We start from the raw sequence: 15,238 nt of genomic DNA on the forward strand, positions 1-15,238 counted from the left end.
GCAGCCCGGCCGCTCCGCTGCACCGCTATCCTGCCCGCCCATGCGTGCCTTCCGCCTGCTCATCACCGTTGCCGCAGCGCTGGCTGCCACGGCCTGCCAGCGCCCGCCTGCGGCACCCACCACGCCGCAACAGGCGCAGCAGCAGGCCATGCAGCGCGCATTCGAACTGTGTGCCGGCTGCCACACCGTGCAACCTGGTGGCATCCACCGCTTCGGACCCAATCTGCACGGCGTGATCGGCCGCCGCGCTGGCAGCCTGCCGGACTATGGCTATTCCGACGGCATGCGCCGCGCCGATATCACCTGGACCGCGCAGACCCTGGATACCTTCCTGCAGTCGCCAACCCACCTGGTGCCCGGCACGCGCATGTACAACGCCTTCCCCAGCGCCGAACGCCGCGCCTTGGTGATCGCCTACCTGCAGCAGCAGTCGGCTCAGTGAGCCAGGCGCTGCAGCTGTTGCTGCAGCCGCGCCACGAATTCCGCCACTGCTGTGAACAACGGCGCCACATCGGTTTCCGCCGCATCCTGCAGGCGCTCGACCAGTGCGTTGGCCTGCCCGGCCAGTCCCGTTGCCCCCACGGCGCCCAGCCCGCCGGCCTGACGATGCAGGTGCAGCGCGGCAGAAGTGCGGTCACCGGCCTGCAGCGCACGCTGCACGGCCGCCAGATCACCTTCACTGGCGCGCAGCAGACTCTCGCTCAGCTGCTCGGCCACTGCGCGCGAGCCGAAGCGCTGCTGCAGCGTCGCCAGATCGGGCAGCGCATCGCCATCGTCGCCTGCCGCCTCGACCACCGGCGCCTCGAATGACTGGCCCTGCGCCTGCGGCAACCAGCGCAGCAGCGCGGCGCGCAGCGTGGCCAGCGACAACGGTTTGGCCAGCACCTCGTCCATGCCCGCCTCGCGGCAACGACGTGCATCGTCATCCAGCACGCTGGCGGTCAGCGCCAGCACGGTCAGCCGCGGCTGGCCATTGCGGCCTTCGCGTTCGCGCAGCAGGCGGGTGAAGCCGAAGCCATCCAGCACCGGCATCCGGCAGTCGGTGATCACCAGGTCGAAATGTTCCAATGCCAGACGATCCAGTCCCTGCTGGCCATCGCCGACCATCACATGCGGCACGCCCAGCTGCTGCAAGCGCCAGGCCATCATGGCCTGGTTGGTCGGGTGGTCCTCGATCACCAGCACCCGTGCCTCGCGCAGCGGCGCGGGCAGCAGCGCCGCCTGATCCTGCTCGGCCACCAGCGCCTCGACATCGCCGCTGCCGGCCTCCACCAGCGACAGCCGCACCTCGGCGCGGGTGCCCTCGCCCAGCGTGCTGTGCAACGCCAGCTCGCCGTCCATCATCTGCACCAGGCGCTGGCAGATGCTCAGGCCCAGCCCGGTGCCGCCGTGGTCACGCTGGATGTAGGCGCCGGCCTGGGTGAACGGCGCGAACAGGTGCTGCAACTGTTCCGGTGCGATGCCGATGCCGGTATCAGTGACGCTCAGGCACAGTGGCTGCCCCCCTTCCTCGCTGGTCGGCCCCACCACGTCCAGCTGCAGGCGAACCTCGCCCTGCGCGGTGAACTTGATGGCGTTGCTGAGCAGGTTGAACACGATCTGGCGCAGGCGCACGCCATCCACTTCGTGGGCCGGCGCCAACTGCGGATCGATCTGCACGTGCAGCGCCAACCCACGTGCACTGGCCTGCGCGGAGAGCAGGCGGCACACACTTTCCAGCAACGGCCGCAGCGGCTGCGGCACCGGCTCCAGGCGCAGTGCGCCAGCCTCCAGCCGTGAGTAGTCGAGGATGTCGTCCAGGATCTGCCGCAGCATCTGCGCCGAGTCTTCGATCACCCCCAGGATGCGCTGCTGTTCGGCGTCCAGCGGCGAATGCGCCAGTACTTCCAGCATGCCCAGCACGCCACTCATCGGCGTGCGGATTTCATGGCTCATGGTCGCCAGGAAGCGCGACTTCGCTTCCGCCGCCTGCTCGGCCTCGGCCTTGGCCGTAACCAGGGCGTCGGCCTGTGCACGTGCTTCGCTGACATCCACCCAGTAGCCACTCCAGGTCACCGCGCCGGCTTCCGTGGCATACGGATGGGCCTCGCTGCGCACCCAGCGCGCGCCTTCGCCCTCGGCGCGCAGGCGGAACTCGAGGATCAGCGGCGCGAACTGGCGCGCGGCCTGTTCGACGGCCTGCAGAATGTGTGCGCGATCGTCTTCTTCAATGCGTTCCAGCAGTGTCCTGGCGTCCTGCTCGGCCTGCTGCCGGCTGATGCCGAACAACGCCTGCAGATCGCCGGCGATGAACGGGAAGCTGAGCATGCCATTGGCGTCGCGGCGTGCCTGGTAGACCACCGCAGGCAGGTTGTCGGTAACCTCGGCCAGCCGCTGTTCCAGATGACGCCGCCCAGCCACTTCGCGGCGCAGGCGCCAGTAGCCGATGCTGTGCACCAACAGCGCGGTCAGCAGTACCAGCAGCAGTGGCAGGCCCCAGCGCAGCACGCTTTTCCAGTCAACGCCATGGCGATACTCCACCGCCAGCCAATCACCCCGCAGTGCCTCATGCTTGCGCGGCGTGATCTGCAGCAGCAGGCGGTCGAAGGTGGTCGCCAGCGCGGCATGCCGGCGCTCCACGGCCAGCACCAGCTGATCGTTGAAGCCTGCCGGCGCTGCGACCTGCAGGCGGCCGGGGAAACGGGTGCGCAGCAGGTGGTCGACCAGCGCCAGATTGCCCACGTAGGCATCGGCGTCGCCATCAAGCAGCCGCTGCATCGCCTGCTCCGCACTGCGTGCCGCCATGATCCGGGCCTGCGGTGCCTGCTGCAGTACGTAACCCCGCACGCGCTCGGGATCGGACAGCAGCACACGCTTGCCCTGCAGATCCGACAGGCCCAGCAGCGCAGGGCTGTCGACGCGGCTGACGATCACGTTCGGCACACTGATGAAGGGCTGGCTGAACACCCAGTCCGGCCCCAGATAGCGCGAATCGGCGGGAATGCCCATCACCGCCTGCAGCTCGCCACGGCGGGCCTTCTCACGCACCTCATACCAGTCGTGGCTGCTTTCCGGCTGCAGGTTGGCGCCGGCCTGCATCAGCCGCCGCAGGTACTCACTGGCCAGGCCGCTGGGCTTGCCTTCCTTGTCGGTGAACGACAGCGGCGCTGCGTTCGGTGCGAAACCGATCCTCAACGGCTGCTCCAGAACCCGTTTTTCGGCCTGGCTCAACGCCATCCGGGCCGATGCCGACCACTGCGGTGGCGGCAGCCAGCGCTTCGCCAGGGCATCGCGCTGGGCCTGGCTGGTTGCAGCCAGCGCCAGATCCAACGCTTCGGCCAGCGGCTGCTTGCTGTTGGGTATGCCGAAGTGCAGGCGTTCGGGGGGCAGATCACTCGGCCGCAGCAGCACCACGCCCCGCAGGCGGTGGATGGCGATCAGCTCGGTGGCGACATAGGCATTGCCGATGTAGACGTCAGCTTTGTCGTCTCTGACCATCTCGAGCGCCGCCAACGAGCTGTTTGCGACAAGCTGCCGGGCCTGCGGGAAACGCGCCCGCACCTGCGGGCCGGTCAGGAAGTCCTGCTCGATCACCACCCGCAGGCCATCCAGATCGGGATTGTCGGAAGCACGCAGGTCGTCGGGGCGGCCCACCAGCGCCAGCGGCGCCTCGCCGTAGGCGGCGGTGTAGACCATGCAACGGGTACGGTCGGCACTCAGACCGACATTCATCACCACATCGATCTCGCCACGACATGCCGCATCCAGCACGGCGGTCCAATCGGGAAAGCGACGGGCCTCGACCTTCACGCCCAACTGACGGGCAAGAAGCGACAGATAATCCGGACCCAGACCCACCTGCTGGCCATCATGGAGGGACTCGAACGGCGGCCAGCCGCTGTCATACTGCCCCACGACGATGCTCGGATGGGTGGCCAGGTACTCGCGCTGCAGGGGACTGAGCGGCAGCAGGCCTGGAACGGCCTGCGCCAACGCTGCCGGCAGCGCCAGTACGGCCAGCAGCAGGACCAGCCCGCGAACAGCCCAGCTACGCATCGGCATCGATCTCCTAGAATCCTGCCAGGGACCGCGATGGTCGCGGCCCGGCCAGCCCGGTGGCCATACTAGAGCATGAGCTTGCGCATCATCATCGCAGACGACCACCCGGTGGTCCGTATCGGTACCCGCGCCGTCATCGAATCGAGCGGGGTCGGCCGCGTGGTCGGCGAAGCCGACAGTGCACAGGCGCTGATGGGCCTGCTTGGCAGCCAGCCCTGCGACCTGCTGGTCACCGACTACTCGATGCCTGGCAGCCCCCAGGCCGACGGCTTCGCCATGATCGGCATGATCCGCCGCCGCCATCCCGATTTGCCGGTGTTGATGCTCAGCGTCTCCAACAACCTGGCCATCCTGCGCATGGTGCTCGACAGCGGGGTGCTCGGCCTGGTCGACAAGAGCTCATCGATGGACGAGCTGCCGCAGGCCATCCAGGCGGTCTATCGCGGCCAGCCCTATATCAGCCGCAGCCTGCGTGAGCGCGTGGAGGCCGCCGGCAGCTGGCGCATGCGCGAAGGTGACGGCAAGCCCTTGTCGCCGCGCGAGGTGGAGGTGCTGCGGTTGCTTGGCACCGGCATGACCGTGAAGGAAATCTCGCTGCAACTGCACAAGAGCGTCAGCACCATCAGCCGGCAGAAGGGTGACGCCATGCTCAAACTGGGCCTGAAAGGCGACGCCGAACTGTTCGACTACCTGCGTGACGGCAGAATCTGAACCCCGCACATCGGACGGTTGAACTTTCAGCCTTGCTTCATGCCGCCTGCCGCTAGATGAATGCGCAAGCCGCACGGTGGGCCAGGCAATGTTCCGGCAATGTTGGAACGCCAGCGTGGACACCACGGCAGCCGGGGCGCCCCAACGCCCTCCCTGCCCAGCGTGGCATGCACCTCACAGGAGAACGAACATGCTCAGTACTTCCACACTCAGCTTCCGTGGTCTGGCGATGGCCCTGGCACTGGTTGCCGGTGTCGCCGTGGTCAGCGATGCCAGCGCGATGTCGAGGAAGGACAAGCGCACCCTGGTCGGCGCCGTGGTTGGTGGCGTAGCCGGCAACCTGCTCTCCAACGGTGATCCCGCCGCAACCGTCGGCGGTGCCGTGGCCGGCGGTGCGATCGGCAACCTGACCACCTCCGACCGCCGCGACCGTCGCTATTACGACAACCGCTACTACGACAATCGCTACGACCGCCGTTACGACCGTGGCTACTACCGCAGCGGCTACTACGACCGCGGTGACGACCGTCGCTGGCAGCGTGAGCGCTACTACGACAACCGCTACTACAACGACCGCGGCCGCCATCGCGGCTGGTAAACAGCGCATCGGCAACGCCGGCGCCGATGCAGGGACGGGCGGGTCGATGACCCGCCCGATTGCGTTGACCACGCGCATGGCGTTGAATGCGCAGCCTTGGATGTGACTTTCCCTCTCGGGCTGCGGCATGACTTCTTCCTCCCACCGCGTGCAGGGCCTCAACAACGATGAGGTCGCCGCCGACTGGCCGCCGATCAGCGCCGCAGACCTCGCGTGGCTGCGCCAGCGCTTCCCGCAACTGGATGCGGACAGCCCCCCACACTGGCACAGCCCCCGGCCACTCTCGGCCGCTGCCATCGTCAATGGCGCTTGCGCGCCGGTGTTCATCAAGCGCCACCACCACAGCGTGCGCAGCGCGGCCTGCCTGGAAGAAGAACACCACTTCATCGCCCATCTCGCCGCCGCCGGCGTACCGGTGGTGCAGGTGCTGGCGGCCACCGATGGCCACACGGCGCTCGAACACGGCGAATGGACCTTCGAGCTGCATGCGGTCGGCGTCGGCGAGGACCTGTACCGCGACGCCGTGTCGTGGTCGCTGCTGACCGATGCCGCACAGGCCCGCGAAGCCGGCCGCATGCTGGCCCAGCTGCACCGTGCCGCGGCCAGTTACCACGCGCCACAGCGCAGCACCCACCTGCTGGTCGCGCGCGACGATCTGATCCGCGCCGATGATCCGATCGCGGCCATCAAAGCGGGGCTGCACGAGCGCCCCGGCCTGGCCCGCTATCTCGCGCGCATTCCGTGGGAAGCGCAGCTGCAGCGCGACGTGCTGCCGTGGCATGCCGGCCTGGCCACGCGCCTGCGCGACGAACCGCGCCTGTGGGCGCACAACGATTGGCATGTCTCCAACCTGCTGTGGCGCGAGGGGCAGGTCAGCACCGTGCTGGATTTCGGGCTGGCTTCACCCACCAGCGCACTGTTCGACCTCGCCACGGCGATCGAGCGCAACGCGGTGGCGTGGCTGGAACTGGAGCGCGGCATGGAGGCGGTGCGCATCGATATCGCACTGGCGTTGCTCGACGGCTACCGCCAGGTACTGCCGTTGTCGGCGGCACGCGTGCACCTGCTGGCCGACCTGCTGCCGATGGTCCATTTCGACTTCGCACTGTCCGAAGTGGAGTACTTCGAAGGCATCACCGGCTCGACCGCGAATGCCGACGTGGCCTGGCAGCCCTTCATGCTGGGGCACCCGGCATGGTTCCGCACCGCGCCGGGGCAGACGCTGCTGCAGGCCCTGCACGCGGCGGCGTGACCCGGTTGGCGCACCGTTGGGGCCAGATCCCTTTCCTGCGGAAAGGGATCTGACCCCGCAGCCTGAAGGACACCGGCTCGCAAATCCGTACCATTTGTAGTGAAATGGTCACCTGAAGCGGGGGTGCCTGGATCTGCCAGGCTGAGAGAGTCCCTTGGAACCTGATCCGGTTTGCACCGGCGTAGGGAGCTTTGAGCCGCAGCCACACCCCCGTCATGGGCCGGTGCACCTGCGCGCCGTCGCTTCGTCTCCCTTGTTGTCCGAAGACGAACCGAATGAACCGCTGCCTGCGCCCCACCCTGCTCTCCCTCGCCCTCTGCGCCGCCTTGCCGCTGCATGCCAGCGAGGCCGACGCTGCCACCGATGCGGCTGCCACCGGCGCCGAGCGCTCGCCCACCGAACTGGCGGCAGTGCGCGTGCAGGCCGGCAAACCCAAGGCCGATACCTCACGCGTGAACGCCTTCGGTGGTGGGTCCTGGAAGGACACCCCGGCCTCGGTGAACGTGCTCGAGCGCGACTACCTCGACCGCCGCCAGGTGCGTTCGCTGTCCGAGCTGGCCAGCAACGATGCCTCGCTGGGTGATGCCTATGCACCGGTGGGCTACTACCAGAACATCGCCATCCGCGGCTTCGCGCTGGACGCCGCCACCGGCTACCGCTTCAACGGGCTGTCCATCGCCGGCGAACAGCGCCTGGCGCTGGAGAACGTGCAGTCGGTGGAGATCCTCAAGGGTGAAGCCGGCCTGGCGGCAGGCGTGATGGCGCCGGGCGGCATCATCAACTACATCGGCAAGCGCCCGGCCGAAGTGCGCACCGCCACCCTCGGCACCGATTCGGAAGGCTCGCGCTACGTCGCCGTCGATGTCGGCCACTGGATCACCCCGCGCTTCGGCCTGCGCCTGAATGCCGCATGGGATTCCAGCAATTCCTACGTCGAGCACGCCGATGGCCGCCGCAACTTCTACTCGCTGGCCGCCGACTGGCTGATCGGCGAGCGCGGCAAGCTGGAAGTGGATGCCAATTACCAGACCAGCTCGCAGCGCTCGGTGTCCGGCTACCAGCTGCTGGGCGCGCGTGACCTGCCGCGCGGCGTCGACCGCGAGCACCTGCTCGGCTACCAGCCGTGGCAGCGCCCGGTGGATATCGCCAGCACCAACATCACCGCGCTGCACACCTACGACTTCAACGATGCCTGGCAGTCGCGCGTCTCGGTCGGCCACAGCCGCTCGGTGATCGATGACAACGTCGCCTTCGCCTACGGTTGCTACTACGCCGCGCAATGCGCCGATGGCAGCGTGCCGGGCAACTACTTCGCCCCCAATGGCGACTACGACGTCTACGACTACCGCAGCCCGGACGACACGCGCCGCAACCAGCAGGCCCGTGCCGAGCTGCGCGGCCGCTTCGAGACCGGCAACGTCGGCCACCAGCTGACCCTCGGTGCCGACTACTTCCGCCGTACCGTGGACAAGCGCCCGAGCGTCAACGAGTACGTCGGCACCAGCAACATCCATGACGCGCAGGTGCCGGTGTTCGCGCCGTCGCCGAAGATGCCCGGCCCCTCCGCACGACGCCTGGACAGCCGCCAGACCGCGTTCTTCGCACTGGACCGGATGAGCTTCGGCGATGACTGGCAGTGGCTGGCCGGTGGCCGCTTCGTGCGCCTGGACGAGCGCGCCTACGACAAGCGGGGCATCCCGCAGCGGCACAGCCGTCTGTCGCGCTTCCTGCCGCAGACCGCCGTGGTGTGGAAGGCCACCGACCAGCTCAATGCCTATGCCAGCTACGTGCGCGGCATTTCACTGGGCCAGGAAGCGCCGTTCTGGACCAGCAACGCCGACACCTTCCTGCCGTCGGTGCAGTCGCGGCAGCTGGAAGTGGGCGTGAAGTACGTGCCGGTCGAGGCGCTGACGCTGGGCGCAGCCGTGTTCCGCATCTCGCAGCCGTACCAGTACGCCAAGCCGGACACCAGCGACGTCGGCTACACCTTCGTCGAGGAAGGCACGCAGACCCACACCGGCCTGGAGCTGACCGCCAACGGCCAGCTGACCGACGCACTGCAGATCGTGGCCAGCGCCAGCGTGCTGCAGGCGCGCGCGCGCGACACCGGCACCCCGGCCTATGAAGGCCATCAGCTGGTGAACGTGCCGAAGGTGCGCGCCAGCGTGCACGTGGCCTATGCGCTCCCGTTCGTGCAGGGCCTGGATGTGACCGGCGGCTGGCGCTATGCCGGTGCCAACGTGGCCCGCGCCGACGGCGGCGTGCGTGCACCGGACTACTCGGTGTTCGATGCCGGCCTGCGCTTCCAGCATCGCCTGCACGAACGCGCGGTGACCTGGAACCTGTCGGTGGACAACGTGTTCAACCGCTTCTACTGGCGCGATACCGGCAGCAGCGGCGGTGACTACTACCTGTTCCCCGGCGCACCGCGACAGGCCCGCCTGTCGGTGACGTTCGCGCTGTGAGCGGCGTCATGCTCGAGTGGACCGCCGCGCTGTGCAGCATCCTCGGCGTCTGGCTGATGGCCAAGCGCCGGCTGGTGGCGTGGCCGGTCGGCCTGCTGTCGGTGGCGCTGTACGGGCTGGTGTTCGCCGAGGCCAAGCTGTACTCGGACACCCTGCTGCAGGTCGCCTTCGGTGGCTTCCTGGTCTATGGCTGGCTCAACTGGCGGCAGCACGCCGTCGATGAGGGCAGCGTCCGCATCGTGCCACTGGCACGCGGCAAGCTGCTGCGTGACCTGGCCATCGGCCTGTGCGGCGGCGTGGCGCTGGGGGCGGCCATGCACACCTTCACCGATGCGGCGCTGCCGTGGCTGGACGCGATGCTGACCGCGCTGAGCCTGGTCGGCCAGTGGTGGCAGGCGCGCCGCCACGTGGCCTGCTGGTGGGTGTGGATCGCGGTGGACGTGGTCTACGTGGGTGCCTACCTGTTCAAGTCGCTGCACGTGACCGCAGCGCTGTACGTGTTCTTCCTCGGCCTGGCCGTGTTCGGCCTGCGCGCGTGGAGCGCGGCCGCTCGCGAGCCGCAGGTGGCAACGCAGTAGAGCCATGCCATGCGTGGCCGGGGTTTACCGGTAGTCGCCAACCTTGGTTGGCGCGCGTGCCGACCAAGGTCGGCATCTACCAGGCGGATCCACGCATGGCGCGGCTCTACTGGGTAAGCAGCAGGCCCAGCCGCAGCGGCTGGCGCATGTCGGCCGGTGGCGCGGCCTGCAGGGGTGCACTCTGCAGGGTCGCGCGCAGATCGGCGTCGACCTGGGCATCGCCCAGGCTGTCGAATTCCAGTTTCGAGATGCGGCCGTCCGCCGCGATCCACACACTCACCGGCAACGGCGTCGGCGTGTCCGGGTGTGCCTGCATCCATTCCAGCACGCGCTGCGCCTGCGGCGCCTCCTGCTGCAGGCGCTGCTGCAGCTGGCCGCCCACGGCGGCGGCATAGGCCATCCAGTGCGCGGGGGCTTCCTGCGCGGAAACACCGGCACTGCCCAGTGCCAACGCGCCGAACAACGCAGCCCATGGCCGCCACCAGCGGCGCGCGCCGGTCCTGTTCCCTGCCATGGTCATCGCCCGTCTCCTGCGCTTCCATCCAGCGGACCATGGTCGGCGCCGCAGATGACAGGCAGATGGCGGGCAGTGATGGCCGGCGCGGTTACTCGCCCAGGTCGGCCAGCACCTTGCGCGAAGGCGCAAAGAAGGTCACGCCGGTGGTTGCGGTGGAGAAATCGAGAATGCGGTCGTGCAGCGGCGCAGGATTACCGATGAACATGCGCTCGAGCATCGTCTCGATCACCCACAGCCGACGGGTGTAGCCGATGAAGTAGGTGCCGTACTCGCCGCGGCCCGGATTGGCGAACGGCATGTTGTCACGCAGGATCTCGTGCTCGCCGTCGGCGTCCTCGATGGTGCACAGCGTCTTGTGCGACTTCTGCGCATCCGCCGGCGCATCGTCCAGCTCGATGTTGTCGTGCTTGGTGCGGCCGATGATCGCCTCCTGCGCCTCGGTCTTCTGTGCGCGCCAGGCCTCGAGGTTGTGCAGGTACTTCTGCACCACCACGTAACTGCCACCCGCGTGGTCCGGGTCCTCGTCACCAACGATGGTGGCTTCCGGCAGTGACAGCCCTTCCGGGTTGGCGGTGCCGTCGACGAAATCAAGCAGGTCACGGCCATCGAAGTAGCGGAAGCCGGCCACGTCATCCACCGTTTCCACTGCATCACCGAAGGCCATCAGCAGGTTGCGCTCGAACGCCACGATCAGATCCATGGTGCGCGCACGGATGTGGTACAGCAGGTCGCCCGGCGTGGAGACGGCGGTATGGGTGGCACCCTTGATCTCGCGGAACGGCTTCAGTTCACGCGGCGGCGTGGTGCCTACCAACGGCTGCCACACGCGGTGGCCGATGGCCACGTTGCAGGTGAAGGTGCGTTCAATCTCGCGGATGGCGGTGTTCTTGATCAGGTCGTCGGTGCTGGCCAGCACCTCGCGCGCCTTGGCGATCGACGCCTCGTCATCCTTCACCTTCAGCACCAGGAACGCGGCCGAATGGGTCAGCGGTGCGGTGATCTGCTGCGGCTCGTTGTCGAGCGTGTGGTTGAGGGCGGTGATCGGTGCGGGCTGGGAGTTCACGGCGGTTCCTGCTGGCTTGAGGCGGGCGCATCGCGCAGGGCGATGTGCGGGCGATCATAGCCGAAGCCCCTGAGCGGCGACGGAGCGGTTCTCAGTACGCAGCCGATGCTGCGTCCGTTTGAGACGGGAGCACGACGCTGCTAGCCTGCACCCATGAGGCCTGCGGCAGCGGCCCATGCACTTCACGGAGGCAGACGCCGATGTCCCATGCAGCGATGCAGTGGCTGCACGCACCCGCCACAACCGTGGCCCTCGCACTGGTGTTGAGCATCTCCCTTGACGGGCATGTCGCTGCCGAGCGATCCGTTCTTCACCGAGCTCGATCGCTATGGCGCCGATGATTTCAGCGGATGTGCGCGACAGTCCGATGATCTGCTGCAGCGCGGCGGGTACTTTCCCGACGGCGGCGAACGCAGCAGGACCTAGGGGCTGCAACCGCTGGCACAGTACAAGGCCACGCTGCCGGAGGCGTATCGCAAGCCGGTCCGCTAGCGCCGTATCCGCCAGGACGCATCACGGGTCGCTGCAGACGTAGTACTGCTGCGGACCGGTCCAGGCGATGCGCAGGCACGGCCCTTCAAGCAGGCCGCGGTCGCGAAGCCAGGCAAATACCTCCGCCGGGCACCATTCACGGCCGGCCGAGAACGCTACGCCGAGATCGCGCAGGCCAGCGAACAGACGAGCTTTGCCGATGTCGTCGCCCACTTCAGCACGCAAGGTGGGTGCCTGCCCCTGGAAGCCAAGGACATGCAGCGCCACGAGCACGCCTGCGTCCAGCACCACCACCTGCACGGTGCTGCCGTCGGCCTGCTGCACATACGCGGGAATGGGGATCAGCATGCGGTGTACTCTTCCGGACTCGGCCCAGTATGCCCGGTCCGCGACGTGCCCCGGCACGTTTCAACCGACATCACTCCAGGCCGCCAGCTCGTAACCATCCAGATCGCGGAAGTGGAAGCGGCGGCCACCGGGGAACGCGAACACCGCCTGTACGATTTCGCCACCGGCAGCGACTACACGCTGCTGTGCATCGGCCAGGTCCGCGCAGTACAGGATCACCAGTGGACCGCCGTGCGCGCGCACCGGTGCGTCGGAAACGAAACCACCTTTCAGGCGGCCGTCGTCGAACTCGGTGTAGGCCGGACCGTAGTCGGTGAAGTGCCAGCCGAACACCTCGCCGTAGAAACGTTTGCTGCGGGCGATGTCGGCAACGTTGAATTCGATGTTGTCGATGCGGCGTTCGGCATCGTGGGCGGCTGCATGGCTCATGGCGTGGCTCCGTGGTTGGAACCCCAGCTTCGGTCAGCGCGGCACGGCGGTCTTGAACGAAACGGCCATCATCGGCCCCATTCCAGGCGCAGCTGCCGTGCGGTCATGCTGGCAAGCTCGCGCGCCTCGCGGCTGAGATGGGCCTGGTCGGCATAGCCGGCCTCGACGGCCAGCATCGCCAACGAGTGCTGCGGTAGTGCGCGGCTATGACGCAGGAAACGTTGCAGGCGCAGGATACGCTCCAGCGTCTTCACCCCGTAGCCGAACTGCGACTGGCTGAAGCGCCGCAGGCTGCGCGGGCTCAGGCTCAGATGTGCCGCCATATCATCCAGCGTGGCGTTCCCACGGGCGAGCGCCTGGAACAAGGCGTGTGCGCGCTGCGCCGGAGTATCCAGCGCGGCCGCACCCATGCGCAGCTGCAGGCATTGCGCCATCCGCTGCAGGCGCTGCGCAGGCGCGGTGTCGCCGATGGAGGCCGCAACCTCTACCGCCCATCGCCCCTTCAGATCAGCCAGCGGTACCGCCTGGCCGATGATCTCGGCCAACGGCAGGCCCAATGCTGCCAACGCCTGCCCGGGACGGAAGCGTGCACCCAGTACCTGCGCACCGGGTGCCAGCGCAGGATGTGCGGCCACCCGGTCCGGACCGACCACGAACAGCGCGCCGTCGCGCCAGAGGATGTCCACGCAGCCATCAGGCAATACGGTGATGTGCCCATCGGCATCGTCAGGAAGCTGGCTCTGCCACAGCTGGCCGAAGTGACCACGCAACGGCGCAGGCGCCGGATGCTCCTGGTAGGTCGTGCCAGTACCTGCGAGGGAAGAAGGATCGCCCATGCCGCATTGTGGCGCCCCGGCGCCCATAAAAGTGAAGCCCGGCGCGAGGCCGGGCTTCGGTTGGCGTGTGGGAGAGAGAGAGAGTCACACGCCAGCACAACACGCACTAACGACAGGCGTTTGTTACCAGGTGAAGCGCGGGCCCACGAACCACTCGCGGTCGCCGGCCTTGGCCAGCTTCACTTCGCCACTCAGGCCCCAGTTCTGGTTGAACTTGGCGGTGGCACCGACGCGGCCGTAGAACTCGCCGTCCGGGTTGTAGCCGTGCTTCTTGCTGAAATCTTCGTAGCCGGCCATCACGTAGCCTTCCACGTACGGGTTGAACGCGGTGCGCACGCCCACTTCGGTGGAGTAGCCGTTGAAGTCAAGGCCGCGCTTCTCGTCGTACTTCTGGTAGGCAACACGGGCCACCAGGTCGGTGTTCGGTGCGATGCCGTAGTTGTAGCCGACACCCAGGCGCCACTGGTCGACGTCATTCTTGAACTTGTCGGTCTCCTGCGCGCTGTAGTCGCCAAAGACGTGGAAGTTCGGGTGCACCGCAACGGAACCCTTCACCTTCCAGCCATCGGCGTCGCCGCCCTTGGCATCGGTGTTCACGTAGCCGCCTTCAACGTAGTTGTACGACAGGCCATCGGTTGCCGATGCAGCGAACGGCAGAGCAGCCAGAAGACCCAGGGCAAGCAGCGAATTCTTGTTCATCGGGACACACCTTTAATTATTTTGGTTTTGTCGGCCGCCCCCTGGGAGGGGGAGAGAGAGGAGGCGGTCGACAGGTGTGAATTATCCGTTAGGGGGTCTAATCGCCCCTGAATATTGAACTGACTGGTGTATAAATAAGGCTGGCGTTCAGGGAACTCCGCATGCCATTGCTGTCAGCTTCGTGTAGGCGCAAGGCTCGACGCTTGATGCGAGCCCTGATCCTGATCGCTTCACCGATCGCCCTGCCCGCAGTGCAGGCAACCGAGCGCGTCGTTCCTGCCGGGCACGTCGTCGTGCAGACAGACGATGTCACGCGCTTTTTCCAGGTGCTGGATGCCAACCACGGACGCCCGAGCGCCGACGACCTGCAGCGCGGCTATCTGGATGCGGGTACGGATGCACTGCGCAGCTTCACCAAAAGCCGTATCGGTTCGATGGAGCGCCTTGCCCATGCCCTCCGGGACAAACCCGCGTTGTTCGCAAAAGCGAGAACCTGCGCGACAGCATTGCCAACGATCCGCACGCGCGTCACCGCGGCCGTCGATCAGTTGGGCACGCTGTTGCCGTCTGCACGCTTTCCCCCGGTCACGGTGCTGGTGGGCCGCGGCAACAGCGGCGGCGTTACCACCGGAGAAGGTGTGGTCATCGGCCTGGAAGCGCTGTGCAACGCAGACTGGATGCAGGCCGATGTGGGTGACCGCTTCGTGCACCTGATCGCCCATGAATATGTGCACGTTCAACAGCGCGGCGCGAGCGTCGAAGTCGAGCAGCCCACCCTGCTCTATCAGACCCTGCTGGAAGGCGGCGCCGAGTACGTGGGCGAGCTGATCTCCGGGCAACCGGCCAACGCGCATCTGCAGCGCTGGACGCAGGGCCGCGAATGCGCCTTGGAGCGTGAGTTCGCGAACGAGGCCGCAGGCACCGATCTTTCGAAATGGCTCTACAACGGTCCTGGCGATGACGCTCGCCGTGGAGACCTCGGCTACTGGATCGGCTACCGCATTGCCCGCGACTACATTTCGCACGCACCAGACAGGACGAAGGCCATCATCGCGTTGCTGGACGTGCGCCCCGAAACAGCTGCGTTACTGCTCAACGCGAGCGGATGGCAACCCGCGTGTCCTGCCGGCGAACGCACGGAAACGCAGACGTTGTGACACCCGCTTCATACTGATGAATTGGCAGTTCTGAACAGGCGCAAGGCGCTGCGCC

General features: G+C 67.2%; 15 protein-coding genes and 1 riboswitch. Of the genes, 8 read left to right on the forward strand and 7 right to left on the reverse strand.

Going from position 1 to position 15,238, the window contains the following annotated elements; all coding sequences use genetic code 11:
• The first annotated feature begins 40 nt into the window (after positions 1 to 40).
• Positions 41 to 442, forward strand: a complete 402-nt coding sequence (locus VPH47_RS20320) for a cytochrome c family protein (protein ID WP_153856714.1) — start codon at positions 41 to 43, stop codon at positions 440 to 442.
• On the opposite strand, the gene VPH47_RS20325 is transcribed toward VPH47_RS20320, so the two are convergent.
• Positions 436 to 4,035 (reverse strand): transporter substrate-binding domain-containing protein, encoded by a 3,600-nt coding sequence (locus VPH47_RS20325; RefSeq protein ID WP_110714238.1) that lies wholly within the window; start codon positions 4,033 to 4,035, stop codon positions 436 to 438. The genes VPH47_RS20320 and VPH47_RS20325 overlap by 7 nt on opposite strands.
• A gap of 75 nt (positions 4,036 to 4,110) precedes the next feature.
• Here VPH47_RS20325 and VPH47_RS20330 point away from each other — a divergent pair, with 75 nt between their 5' ends.
• The 5 genes from VPH47_RS20330 to pnuC all read left to right on the forward strand — a co-directional run bounded on the left by VPH47_RS20330 (position 4,111) and on the right by pnuC (position 9,642).
• Entirely contained in the window at positions 4,111 to 4,749 is a 639-nt protein-coding gene (locus tag VPH47_RS20330) for a response regulator transcription factor (protein ID WP_110710719.1), read from the forward strand.
• A 190-nt stretch (positions 4,750 to 4,939) separates the two neighbouring features.
• Positions 4,940 to 5,347, forward strand: a complete 408-nt coding sequence (locus VPH47_RS20335) for a glycine zipper 2TM domain-containing protein (RefSeq protein ID WP_014035547.1) — start codon at positions 4,940 to 4,942, stop codon at positions 5,345 to 5,347.
• A 127-nt stretch (positions 5,348 to 5,474) separates the two neighbouring features.
• The gene (locus tag VPH47_RS20340; protein ID WP_153856712.1) at positions 5,475 to 6,599 is read left to right on the forward strand and encodes a phosphotransferase enzyme family protein; all 1,125 of its coding nucleotides are present in this window, start codon (positions 5,475 to 5,477) and stop codon (positions 6,597 to 6,599) included.
• A gap of 109 nt (positions 6,600 to 6,708) precedes the next feature.
• Positions 6,709 to 6,804, forward strand: a riboswitch (TPP riboswitch).
• A 70-nt stretch (positions 6,805 to 6,874) separates the two neighbouring features.
• Positions 6,875 to 9,064, forward strand: a complete 2,190-nt coding sequence (locus tag VPH47_RS20345) for a TonB-dependent receptor (RefSeq protein WP_368851678.1) — start codon at positions 6,875 to 6,877, stop codon at positions 9,062 to 9,064.
• Positions 9,065 to 9,072: 8 nt separating this feature from the next.
• A complete protein-coding gene (gene pnuC, locus VPH47_RS20350; protein ID WP_368851679.1) occupies positions 9,073 to 9,642 on the forward strand; it encodes a nicotinamide riboside transporter PnuC in 570 nt (189 codons plus the stop codon).
• A 106-nt stretch (positions 9,643 to 9,748) separates the two neighbouring features.
• Here pnuC and VPH47_RS20355 read toward each other — a convergent pair whose 3' ends face one another.
• Entirely contained in the window at positions 9,749 to 10,162 is a 414-nt protein-coding gene (locus tag VPH47_RS20355; protein WP_350259736.1) for a hypothetical protein, read from the reverse strand.
• Positions 10,163 to 10,247: 85 nt separating this feature from the next.
• The gene (locus tag VPH47_RS20360; RefSeq protein WP_368851680.1) at positions 10,248 to 11,222 is read right to left on the reverse strand and encodes a Dyp-type peroxidase; all 975 of its coding nucleotides are present in this window, start codon (positions 11,220 to 11,222) and stop codon (positions 10,248 to 10,250) included.
• Between the two features lie 285 nt (positions 11,223 to 11,507).
• Here VPH47_RS20360 and VPH47_RS20365 point away from each other — a divergent pair, with 285 nt between their 5' ends.
• Positions 11,508 to 11,648, forward strand: a complete 141-nt coding sequence (locus tag VPH47_RS20365; RefSeq protein WP_162621983.1) for a hypothetical protein — start codon at positions 11,508 to 11,510, stop codon at positions 11,646 to 11,648.
• Between the two features lie 87 nt (positions 11,649 to 11,735).
• On the opposite strand, the gene VPH47_RS20370 is transcribed toward VPH47_RS20365, so the two are convergent.
• The 4 genes from VPH47_RS20370 to VPH47_RS20385 form a co-directional block, all read right to left on the reverse strand.
• A complete protein-coding gene (locus VPH47_RS20370; RefSeq protein ID WP_164162368.1) occupies positions 11,736 to 12,062 on the reverse strand; it encodes a hypothetical protein in 327 nt (108 codons plus the stop codon).
• Positions 12,063 to 12,122: 60 nt separating this feature from the next.
• Positions 12,123 to 12,491: a VOC family protein gene (locus VPH47_RS20375; protein WP_368851681.1), complete on the reverse strand. Its 369-nt coding sequence runs from the start codon at positions 12,489 to 12,491 to the stop codon at positions 12,123 to 12,125.
• Positions 12,492 to 12,559: 68 nt separating this feature from the next.
• The gene (locus VPH47_RS20380) at positions 12,560 to 13,327 is read right to left on the reverse strand and encodes a DUF6597 domain-containing transcriptional factor (protein WP_368851682.1); all 768 of its coding nucleotides are present in this window, start codon (positions 13,325 to 13,327) and stop codon (positions 12,560 to 12,562) included.
• A gap of 123 nt (positions 13,328 to 13,450) precedes the next feature.
• The gene (locus VPH47_RS20385) at positions 13,451 to 14,026 is read right to left on the reverse strand and encodes an Ax21 family protein (RefSeq protein WP_004134798.1); all 576 of its coding nucleotides are present in this window, start codon (positions 14,024 to 14,026) and stop codon (positions 13,451 to 13,453) included.
• Between the two features lie 206 nt (positions 14,027 to 14,232).
• On the opposite strand from VPH47_RS20385, the gene VPH47_RS20390 reads away from it, so the two are divergent.
• Positions 14,233 to 15,183, forward strand: a complete 951-nt coding sequence (locus tag VPH47_RS20390; protein ID WP_368851683.1) for a DUF2268 domain-containing putative Zn-dependent protease — start codon at positions 14,233 to 14,235, stop codon at positions 15,181 to 15,183.
• Positions 15,184 to 15,238 lie beyond the last annotated feature (55 nt).

The organism is Stenotrophomonas sp. WED208, assembly GCF_040984485.1.
Taxonomy (GTDB): domain Bacteria; phylum Pseudomonadota; class Gammaproteobacteria; order Xanthomonadales; family Xanthomonadaceae; genus Stenotrophomonas; species Stenotrophomonas riyadhensis.